Genomic DNA, 9,704 nt, shown 5'->3' with positions numbered 1-9,704 from the left:
CCTGGTCATGCTTAGCTCACCTGGTTTCGAGTCTAGTCCCACGTACTTGTGCGCCCTGTTCAGACTCGCTTTCGCTCCGCCTTCGTCTCTTGACTTAAGCTTGCACGTGAGATCTAAGTCGCCGGCTCATGCTTCAATAGGCACGCCACAACCCGCGTGTGGGGCCGTGACTGCTTGTAAGTCCACGGTTTCAGGTTCTCTTTCACTCCCCTCCCGGGGTTCTTTTCACCGTTCCCTCACGGTACTGTTCGCTATCGGTCACTGGGAGTATTTAGCCTTGCCCGGTGGTCCGGGCGGATTCAGTCATCACTTCACGCGTAACGACCTACTCAGGTGCCAGCTTGGTCCTGCATCGTTTCCCCTACGAGACTGTCACTCGCTCTGGTCGCGTCTTCCATCGCGTTCGGGTACGAATTCGGAGTCCGTTCTGCTGGTCCTACAACCCCGAAGAGTGAACTCTTCGGTTTGGGCTCTTCCGCGTTCGCTCGCCGCTACTACCGGAATCGATGTCTCTTTCTGCTCCTGCGGGTACTGAGATGTCTCAGTTCCCCGCGTTCCCTCTCCACACAGGGTGGAGTACCGACTGTTCGCAGTCGGTGGGTTTCCCCATTCGGATACGGACGGCTCATCGCTTGCTTCCAGCTCCTCGTCCTGTTTCGTCGGTCGCCACGTCCTTCGTCGGCTCCAGTGCCAGGGCATCCACCGTGGACCCTTCCTATCTTGACCTTCCACCATTTGAACGTCAGTTCGTGATCGGGAGTTGCCTCCCGAGGGTGGTTGGTTCGTGGTTCTTCGGTTGTCATGCGTCGCGCCCACCAGGGGCACCGCCTCAACTGAGGCTCAAAAAGAATAGACCACCCTCAAGAACCTGTCAAGGAGGGGCGCGTCCATTTCACGAAGGAAGGGAAGGGGGAGCTTCGCTCCCCCTTCCCTTCCGCGCCGCTCAGCGTTCGATCAGGACGGTCGGCTGCACCTTGAGCTCGCCCGCGAGCGCCTCCCGGGCGTAATGCCGCGCGCGCTCCAGGTCGTGGTCGCGGTAGTTGCCGCACTCCAGCTCGCTCACGCCGGGGATCGGCCGGTCGTGCGCGGCGACGTCGCGCAGCGCGGACTCGAAGGCGCGCAGCACGCCCTGCTCGTCGGGCTCCCCGACGACGGCCATGTACATGCCGGTGCGGCAGCCCATCGGGGAGACGTCCACGACGTCCGTGAGGTGGTCGCGCAGGTAGCCCGCCATGAGGTGCTCCAGGGTGTGCAGCGCGGCAGGTTCGATCGCGCCCGCGTTGGGTTGCAGGAGCCGCAGGTCGTACTTGCTGATCGCGTCGCCGCGCGGGGTGCGCTTGAGACCCGCGAGCCGCACGTAGGGCGCGCGCACCTTGGTGTGGTCGAGGTCGAAGGATTCCACGTTCGCCATGCCGACCATTGTGCGACGCCGGGAAGGTGCGGATGGTGTTCCCGCTCCTCACGCCGGGCGACCTATACTGCTCCTCGTGCAGCAGCCTGACCTTCGTGACGCCGCCCCCGCGGTCCGCCCGCGGTCCTTTCCCGTGTGGGTGCCGGTGGCGCTCGCGGTCCTCCTTCTCGTCGCGGATCAGTGGATCAAGGCGTGGTCCATCGCGAACCTCGGCCTGGGCGGAGCGCCGCGTCCGGTCGTGCCGGGCCTGCTGAGCCTGCTCCTGACGTACAACACGGGCGCCGCTTGGAGCCTGCTGAGCGGTTCGGCGCTGCCGCTCGCGGTGGGTCGTCTGCTCGTGGGGATCGCGCTGCTGGTGTACGTCGTGGTGCGCCGTCAGGACCGCCTCACCACGTTCTGCCTGAGCCTCATCTCCGCCGGAGCGGTCGGCAACGCCATCGACGGGCTGCGGCAGGGCAAGGTGACGGACATGTTCTACTCCCCCGCCCTGTCGTCGGTGACGCGCGCCATCAACGGCAGCGAGTTCCCGATCTTCAACGTGGCGGACAGCTGCGTGGTGGTCGGCGTGATCCTGCTCCTACTCGGCAGCTTCGTGCGTCCGCGCCGCTGAGGGGACCATCACACGAAAGGGCGAGACCGAGGTCTCGCCCTTTCGTGTTTGTGAATGGTGGTTCAGCGCAGGACGCGCAGGGCCTTGAGGATGGCGATCAGCACGACCGAGCCGACGATGCCCCAGATGATGTTCCAGAAGCTGAAGCCGTTCGAGGCGGCCGTGCCGCTCGCGCCGCCGATGCCGAGCAGGTCACCGAAGATGAGGCGCGCGAGGAACGCGCCGACGATGCCGATGATGATGTTGGCGAGGGCGCCCTGCTGGGCGTCCGTGCGCATGATGATGCTGGCGATCCAACCGCAGAAAGCTCCGACGAGAATGGCAACAATCCAAGACAGCATGTGATCCTCCTTGAGTGCTCAACGTTTGCCGTTGTGAACCGAGGATAGGAATGTCGGATCGCGTCCTATGTCGATCTCACCACCTTTTCAATAGTAGTTTAAGAACAATAAAAAAGAGCCGGAAGGGCTTCATGATCAATTGAGCTTGATCGAGGACTCACGTCAGCGAAGCGAGGTGGGTCGGGGACGCGGAATCACCAGGCACAGCAGCACGCCCACCACGAAGCCGCCGATGTGCGCCATCACCGCGACGTTCGACTCGCCGCCCTGCAGGCTCAGCACCTGCAGGAAGAACCAGTACGGCAGGTACACGATCGCCGGCACCCACGGCAGCAGGAAGATGACGAAGATCGGCAGGAAGGTCCGGATGCGCGCCTGCGGGTACGTCACGAGGTACGCGCCCAGCACGCCGCTGATCGCGCCCGACGCGCCCACCATCGGCACGCTCGGGTCTCCGCCGAAGAAGGCCTGCGCGAGCGCCGCCACCACACCCCACGCGAGGTAAAGCAGCAGGAACGGCAGGTGCCCGAAGCGGTCCTCCACGTTGTCCGCGAAGACGAACAGGAACCACATGTTGCCCAGCAGGTGCCACAGGCTCCCGTGCAGGAACTGGCTCGTGAACATCGCGAGGATCGCGCCGGGCAGGTCCACCGAGAGCCGCGCGGGCACGAAACCGTAGTTCGTGACGAGCGCGTCGAGCTGAGGCTGCGTCAGCGAGGACTGGTAGATGAACACGAGGACGTTGAGGACGATCAGGAGCCGCGTCACCCAGGGAACGCGGCCCGTGCGGTTGTCGTCGTAGAGGGGAAACAAGGAAGACCTACGCTTTCGGGGTGAGGGCCCGCAGGTGCTCCACCAGCGAGCGTGCCGCGGTGAGGTTGTTCTCCAGCTGCTCGCGGTTCTGATTGCGGTACGCGTTCGCCGCGCCCTGCTCGAAGTTGTCAGCGCTGCTCGCGGCCACGTCGTTGCCGCCCGCGCGCGCCAGGCGGCGCGCCTCGCGGGCCAGGTCGATCACTTCGCGCATCAGGACGTTCAGGTCGGGACGGTCGGTCATGCCTGTCATTGTGCCGCCCTAGTACTTCACCGTGTCGGGGCTCGTGCCGTAGTCGCACACGTCACGCAGCACGCAGCGCGAGCAGTACGGACGGGAGAAGGTGCAGACCTTCTGGCCGTGACGCAGCATGTTCACGTGGAAGGCGTACAGCAGGGGCGGATCGGGCGGCAGCATCGCCAGCAGGATGCGGTGCGCGGCCTCGTGCATCACCTTCGGCCCGATCAGGCCCACACGCTGGCTCACGCGGTGCACGTGCGTGTCCACGGGCAGCACGGGCTTCGCGAAGCAGAACAGCAGCACGAGGCTCGCGGTCTTGAGGCCCACGCCGGGCAGGTCGAGGAGCCACGCCATTCCTTCTTCCGGCGTCATGTCCGCGAGGAACGACAGGTCGTAGCCGCCGCGCCGCTCGCGGATGCAGCGCAGCGTCCGCTGGATGTTCGGCGCCTTCACCTCCGCGTAGTTCGACGGGGAGATCGCGTCGGTGAGCTCGGCGACGTCGGCGTGCTCGATCGTTTCCCAGTCGCCGAAGCGCTCGATCATGCGGCGGTACGCGAGGTCCTCGTTGCGCCACGTGGTGCGCTGCGACAGGATCGTGGAGATCAGCTCGTGCATGGGCTCACGGCGCGGCACGTGGTCGCGGCCTCCGTACTCGCGCTGCAGGCGGTGGTGCACCTCCAGCGCGCGGGCGGGCAGGTCGGCGGCGTTGCTGGGCTTGCCCTCGCCCGGTTCGGGCAGCAGGCCCGGCTGGTCGGTCGCGGGGGACCGGGAGCGTCTCGTGCGGGTGGGTCGGTCCATGCCGCATTGTCCGCCCCGGCTCGCTGAGACCTTGGGGCGCGGTCTTGCGCCGATCTTGAGTCTCCCACCCCGGCCACGAACCCGTCAGGGAACGAAAAAAGCGGCCTTCCCGGCCGCTGATGAAAACAGGATACCCCGGTATGCACCGGGCGTCAAGCTATGCAGGCGGCTTCCGCTCGCCGTCCAGGTCGTCGAGGGCGTTCGCGAACACCCGGAAGGTCCCGGAGTCGATCAGCACGAAGCGCGCCTCCAGCGTGGAGCCCGCCGCGTCCAGTGCCTCCCTCACCGTCCGCAGGGCCACGGGCGCCGCGCGCTCCACGGGGTAGCCGTACACGCCCGTGCTGATGGCGGGAAAGGCCACGCTCGCGCAGCCCGCCTCCACGGCGAGCTCCACCGAGCGGCGGTACGCGGACGCCAGCAGGTCCGCCTCGCCGGAATTCCCCCCACGCCAGATGGGCCCCACCGCGTGGATGACGTGCCGCACACCGCGCGCCTCCAGGTCGAAGGCGGGCGAGATCACCGCCGAGCCCGTGGGGCAGCCGCCCAGCGTGCGGATGTACGCCAGCAGGCGCGGCCCGGCGGCGCGGTGTACCACGCCGTCCACGCCGCCGCCGCCCGCGAGCTGCGCGTTCGCGGCGGTGACGACCGCGTCCGCGCGTTCCTCCACGATGCTGCCCCGCACGAGCGTGACCGGCATTCAGGTCTCCACGATGCGGCGCAGCTCCGCGTCCGTGATGAGGTCCGAACGCAGGCGCTCCGCGTGCACGATCGCCTCGAGGTCGGTGACGGCGCGGTCCACGTCGTCGTTCACGAGGACGTAGCGGAAGCTGTGCGCGGCGAGGATCTCCTCGCGGGCGCGGCGCAGGCGCTTCTCGATCCGCTCGGGCGTCTCCGTGGCGCGGCCCTCCAGACGGCGGCGCAGCTCCGTCAGGCTGGGCGGCACGATGAAGATCAGGACCGCCTCGGGGCTCTTCGCGGCGACCTGCATGGCGCCGTCCACCTCGATCTCCAGCACGACGTCCTGGCCGCTCGCGAGGGCCTCCTCGACGGGCGCGCGGGGCGTGCCGTAGAAGTTCCCGACGAACTCCGCGTACTCCAGGAAGCCGTCACCCTCCAGGGCCGCCTCGAACTCGTCCCGATGACGGAAGTGGTAGTCGATGCCGTCACGCTCGCCGGGCCGCTGCTCCCGCGTCGTCCACGAGACGGAGTAGAACACGTCCTTGTCCGCGAGCCACCTGGCGCGCAGGGTGCCCTTGCCCACCCCGGACGCGCCCGTCATGACGAGCAGCAGACCGCGCTTCTTGGGCGTGTGTTTGGAGGAGTCGCCTTGCATTCGTCACAGAATAAGCGATCAGCGATCAGCAGGAAGGGCGCCCCGAGGAGCGCCCTTCCTGACGGCTGACCGCTGACCGCTCTACAGCAGGCCGCGCGCCACCTTCGCGATGTTCTGCGGGGTGAAGCCGAACTTCTCCAGCAGCGTCTTGTAGGGCGCGCTCGCGCCGAAGCCCTGCATCGCGACGACCGCGCCGTCCGTACCGACCCACTCGTGCCAGCCCACCGGGGACGCCGCCTCGATCGCGACGCGCTTCACGCCCGCCGGGAGGATGGACGCGCGGTACGCCTCGTCCTGCGCACGGAACACCTCCGCGCTCGGCATGCTCACGACGCGCGCGCCGACGCCCTCCTGGGCGAGCAGGTCGGCGGCCTCCATCGCGAGGTGCACCTCGCTGCCCGTCGCGATCAGCACGACGCGCACCTCCGTGTCGGCCTCCTTGACGACGTACGCGCCGCGCCGCACGCCCTGATGGTTGCGCGGCAGCACCGGCAGGTCCTGACGGGAGAACACGAGGACGCTGGGGCCGTCCCTTCGTTCCAGCGCCATCTGCCAGACGGCGGCCGTCTCGTTCGCGTCGGCGGGACGCAGGACGTGCACGTTCGGGGTGGCGCGCAGCATCGCGAGCTGCTCGATGGGCTGGTGCGTGGGGCCGTCCTCGCCGAGGCCGATGCTGTCGTGCGTGAACACGTAGATCACGGGCTGGTTCATCAGGGCGGACAGGCGCAGCGCGGGCTTGAGGTAGTCGCTGAACACCAGGAACGTCCCGACGTAGGGGCGCAGGACGCCGTAGAGGCTCATGCCGTTCGCGGAGGCGGCCATGGCGTGCTCGCGCACGCCGAAGTACACGTTGCGCCCCAGGAATTCCCCGATCTTCGTGAAGGGCTCCCCGCTGATCGTGGTCTTGGTGCTGCCCGCGAGGTCCGCGCTGCCGCCGAGCAGCATGGGCACGCGCTTCGCGATGGCGTTGAGGACCGTGCCGCTCGACGCGCGCGTCGCCTGCGCCTTGCCGCCCGTCTCGAAGGTGGGCACGTCGGACGCCCAGCCCTCGGGCAGGTCACGCGCGAAGCCGAGGTCGAGTTCCGCCGCGAGCTCCGGGTGCGCCTCGCGGTAGCGGGCCATCAGGTCGTTCCAGGCGGCTTCCTGCGCGGCGCCGCGCTCCAGGGCGCTCATGTGCTCCCGCACCTCGTCGGGGACGGTGAAGGGCTCCTCGTAGGGCCACTGCAGCGTCTGCTTCGTGAGGCGCACCTCCTCCTCGCCGAGGGGTTCGCCGTGCGCCTTGCTGGTGCCGGACTTGTTCGGGCTGCCGTACCCGATGATCGTCTTGACGCGGATGAGGGTCGGCTGGTCCGCGCCGACGCGCGCCGCGTGGATGGCCTGCTCGATCGCGGCGACGTCGTTGCCGTCGTGGACGGACAGGACGCGCCAGCCGTACGCCTCGAAGCGCTGGGTGGTCTCGTCGCTGAAGCTGACGTTCGTGGCGGAGTCGAGCTGCACGTCGTTGTCGTCGTACAGCCAGACGAGCTTGCCGAGCCGCAGGTGTCCCGCGAGGCTCGCGGCCTCGTGGCTGATGCCCTCCTGCAGGTCGCCATCGGAGACGATGGCGTAGGTGTAGTTGTCGAAGACCTTGAGGTCGTCCCGGTTGTAGCGCGCGGCGAGGTGCGCCTCCGCGAGGGCCATGCCGACGGTCATCGCGGCGCCCTGCCCCAGGGGACCGGTGGTCGCGTCGAGGCCGTGCGTGTGGTGGAACTCCGGGTGGCCGGGCGTCTTGCTGCCCCACTGACGGAAGTTCCTGAGCTCGTCGAGGGGGAGGTCGTAGCCGGTGAGGTGCAGCAGCGAGTAGATCAGCATGCTGGCGTGCCCGGCGGACAGGACGAAGCGGTCGCGGCCCATCCAGTAGGGATTGCGGGGGTTGTGCCTCAGGAACTTCGTCCACAGCACGTACGCCATGGGCGCCATCCCGAGGGGCGCGCCGGGGTGGCCGCTGTTGGCCTTCTGCACCGCGTCGATGGAGAGGGTGCGGATGGTGTTGATGGCGAGCTGTTCCAGATTCATGGGTGCAGTTTAACCTCACCTCTCATGCGGGGCCGCGCCGAGGGTTCACGGAATCACAACATTCGGTGGGAACCGAGGGCGCGTTCGCCTACGGAAGCGCCCCGCGAAGCCGGGTAGAACCGCCGCATGATCCAAGAGGAGAGAGTGCGCGTGCTGCGGCCCGGCCCCCCCGCGAGGGGGCGGTACGTCCTGTACTGGATGCAGGCGTCCGTGCGCGCGGAGGACAACCACGCGCTGGAGTACGCGGCCCTGCGCGCGCGGGAGCTGGGCGTGCCGCTCATGGTGTACTTCGGCCTGACGACCACCTACCCGGAGGCGAACGCACGGTCCTTCCTGTTCCTGCTCGAAGGGCTGCGCGACGCGCGTGACGGTCTGCGGGCGCGCGGGCTGGACCTCGTGGTGCTCGACCGCGAGGCGCCCGAGGGCGCGCTGGAGCTCTCGCGAGAGGCGTGTCTCGTCGTGACGGACCGCGCGTACCTGCGTCACCTGCGCGAGTGGCGCGCGAGGCTCGCGGAGCGCGCGGAGGTGCCGGTGGTGCAGGTGGAGGGTGACGCGGTCGTGCCGGTGGACACCGCGAGCGGGAAGCAGGAGTGGGCGGCGCGCACGCTGCGTCCCAAGGTGCAGCGTCTCATGGAGCGGTACCTCGTGCCCGTGGAGGTCACGCCGGACGTGACGGGCTACACGGGCGTCACGTTGGAGGTGGACGTCTCCGACCCGGAGGGTCTGGTGGAACGCCTCGGGACGGACACCAGCGTCGGGCCGGGCGCGGAGCGCGGCGGGAGCCGGGCGGCGCTCGCGCGACTCTCGGCCTTCGTGGACGAACACCTCGGGCGGTACGACAGGGAGCGCAACGACCCCAACGCGGGCGTCGCGTCTCGCCTCTCCGCGTACCTGCACTACGGGCACCTCTCTCCCCTGCGGGTGGCGCTCGAGGCGCACGCGCACCCCGCGAGCGCGTCGTTTCTGGAGGAGCTCGTGGTGCGGCGCGAGCTGAGCCTGAACTTCTGCGAGTTCAACCCCCTCTACGACCGCTACGAGGGCCTGCCGCGCTGGGCGCGCGAGACGCTGGAGAAGCACGCCGCGGACCCGCGCCCGCACCTGTACGACCGCGCGACCTTCGAGGCGAGCGACACGCACGACGCCGCATGGAACGCCGCGAACAACGAGATGAAACGCACGGGCCGCATGGCGAACTACATGCGGATCTACTGGGGCAAGAAGGTGCTGGAGTGGTCCGCGAGCCCGCAGGAGGCCTACGCGACCCTGCTCTCCCTCAACAACAAGTACTTCCTCGACGGGCGCAACCCGAACTCCTACACGAACGTCGCGTGGGTGTTCGGGTCGCACGACCGCCCCTGGGGGGAGCGGCCCGTGTACGGCACGGTGCGCTCCGCCAGCGAGGGAGGTCTGCGCCGCAAGTTCGACGTGGACGCGTACGTGCGGCGCTGGACCTGAAGGCTCAGCGGTCCGGGGTACCCTCCGCCTCGCTCGTGGCGAGCGCGGCGGGCGCATCGGTCGCGTGCTCGCTCCCCGTGTCCGCGAGCGCCGCGCCCCGCGCGCGGCGCTTCTGGTACGCCCCGGTGAGCAGTTCGAGGACGTATTCGCGCGTGAAGGGCATCCCCGAGGCCTCGGCAGCGCGGATCTCGCCGTCGCGGTCGTAGGCGAGCCGCACGAACTGCACGCCGTACCCGCAGACGTCGAATTCCAGCACGACGTACGTCGCGAGGGTCGAGTCGAGCGGGTTGCCGACGCTGCCGCAGTTGATGAGCGGGCGGCCCTCCACGTCGAGCAGGAGCGCCTCGTGAATGTCGGCGTATACCAGCGCGTCGGCGCGTCCCGACAGGCCCACGTCGGGGTTGGCCTCGAACGCGTCGAGCTGTTCCTGCAGACTCGCGTGAGGATAGAGGCGGTGGAAGACGCTGCGGCTCGAGGCGTGCAGGAAGCGCCAGTTCAGGCCGCAGTGACGTTCCTCGAAGGCGAAGGGCAGGTCGGCGAGGTACTTCAGCTGGCCGGGCGTGAGGCGCGCGCGGGGCCACAGGTCCTGCGGGCGGTGGCTGGCGCCCGCCACGCGGGCGTCCCAGTTGCCCTGCACGACCCGCGTCGCG

The 9,704-nt window shown here is 68.6% G+C and carries 11 protein-coding genes and 1 other annotated feature (1 of these 12 cut by a window edge); of the genes, 2 read left to right on the top strand and 9 right to left on the bottom strand.

The window, feature by feature from the left end:
* Positions 1-712: a sequence feature (23S ribosomal RNA rRNA prediction is too short), on the bottom strand (it extends 679 nt beyond the left edge of the window).
* A gap of 231 nt (positions 713-943) precedes the next feature.
* The gene (locus DEIPI_RS0105525) at positions 944-1,411 is read right to left on the bottom strand and encodes an S-ribosylhomocysteine lyase (RefSeq protein ID WP_027481133.1); all 468 of its coding nucleotides are present in this window, start codon (positions 1,409-1,411) and stop codon (positions 944-946) included.
* A gap of 76 nt (positions 1,412-1,487) precedes the next feature.
* Here DEIPI_RS0105525 and lspA point away from each other — a divergent pair, with 76 nt between their 5' ends.
* Positions 1,488-2,021: a signal peptidase II gene (lspA, locus tag DEIPI_RS0105520; RefSeq protein WP_045233693.1), complete on the top strand. Its 534-nt coding sequence runs from the start codon at positions 1,488-1,490 to the stop codon at positions 2,019-2,021.
* Between the two features lie 62 nt (positions 2,022-2,083).
* Here the strand turns inward: lspA and DEIPI_RS0105515 are convergent, their stop codons facing one another.
* The 7 genes from DEIPI_RS0105515 to tkt form a co-directional block, all read right to left on the bottom strand.
* Positions 2,084-2,359, bottom strand: coding sequence for a GlsB/YeaQ/YmgE family stress response membrane protein (locus tag DEIPI_RS0105515; RefSeq protein ID WP_027481131.1), 276 nt, complete (start codon positions 2,357-2,359; stop codon positions 2,084-2,086).
* A gap of 165 nt (positions 2,360-2,524) precedes the next feature.
* Positions 2,525-3,175: a rhomboid family intramembrane serine protease gene (locus tag DEIPI_RS0105510; RefSeq protein ID WP_027481130.1), complete on the bottom strand. Its 651-nt coding sequence runs from the start codon at positions 3,173-3,175 to the stop codon at positions 2,525-2,527.
* A 7-nt stretch (positions 3,176-3,182) separates the two neighbouring features.
* Positions 3,183-3,416: a hypothetical protein gene (locus DEIPI_RS0105505; RefSeq protein ID WP_027481129.1), complete on the bottom strand. Its 234-nt coding sequence runs from the start codon at positions 3,414-3,416 to the stop codon at positions 3,183-3,185.
* 18 nt (positions 3,417-3,434) lie between these two features.
* Entirely contained in the window at positions 3,435-4,211 is a 777-nt protein-coding gene (locus tag DEIPI_RS0105500) for an endonuclease III domain-containing protein (RefSeq protein ID WP_027481128.1), read from the bottom strand.
* A 157-nt stretch (positions 4,212-4,368) separates the two neighbouring features.
* The gene (locus tag DEIPI_RS0105495; RefSeq protein WP_027481127.1) at positions 4,369-4,908 is read right to left on the bottom strand and encodes a macro domain-containing protein; all 540 of its coding nucleotides are present in this window, start codon (positions 4,906-4,908) and stop codon (positions 4,369-4,371) included.
* The gene (gene gmk, locus DEIPI_RS0105490) at positions 4,909-5,544 is read right to left on the bottom strand and encodes a guanylate kinase (RefSeq protein ID WP_027481126.1); all 636 of its coding nucleotides are present in this window, start codon (positions 5,542-5,544) and stop codon (positions 4,909-4,911) included.
* A gap of 81 nt (positions 5,545-5,625) precedes the next feature.
* Entirely contained in the window at positions 5,626-7,599 is a 1,974-nt protein-coding gene (gene tkt / locus DEIPI_RS0105485) for a transketolase (protein ID WP_027481125.1), read from the bottom strand.
* Positions 7,600-7,725: 126 nt separating this feature from the next.
* Here tkt and DEIPI_RS0105480 point away from each other — a divergent pair, with 126 nt between their 5' ends.
* The gene (locus DEIPI_RS0105480) at positions 7,726-9,054 is read left to right on the top strand and encodes a deoxyribodipyrimidine photo-lyase (protein WP_027481124.1); all 1,329 of its coding nucleotides are present in this window, start codon (positions 7,726-7,728) and stop codon (positions 9,052-9,054) included.
* A gap of 4 nt (positions 9,055-9,058) precedes the next feature.
* On the opposite strand, the gene DEIPI_RS28780 is transcribed toward DEIPI_RS0105480, so the two are convergent.
* Positions 9,059-9,704 (bottom strand): metallophosphoesterase family protein (locus DEIPI_RS28780; RefSeq protein WP_045233692.1); only part of this gene is annotated, 646 nt, incomplete at its 5' end.

This window comes from Deinococcus pimensis DSM 21231, assembly GCF_000519345.1.
Taxonomy (GTDB): domain Bacteria; phylum Deinococcota; class Deinococci; order Deinococcales; family Deinococcaceae; genus Deinococcus_A; species Deinococcus_A pimensis.
This window is presented reverse-complemented; position numbering and strand designations above follow the sequence as displayed.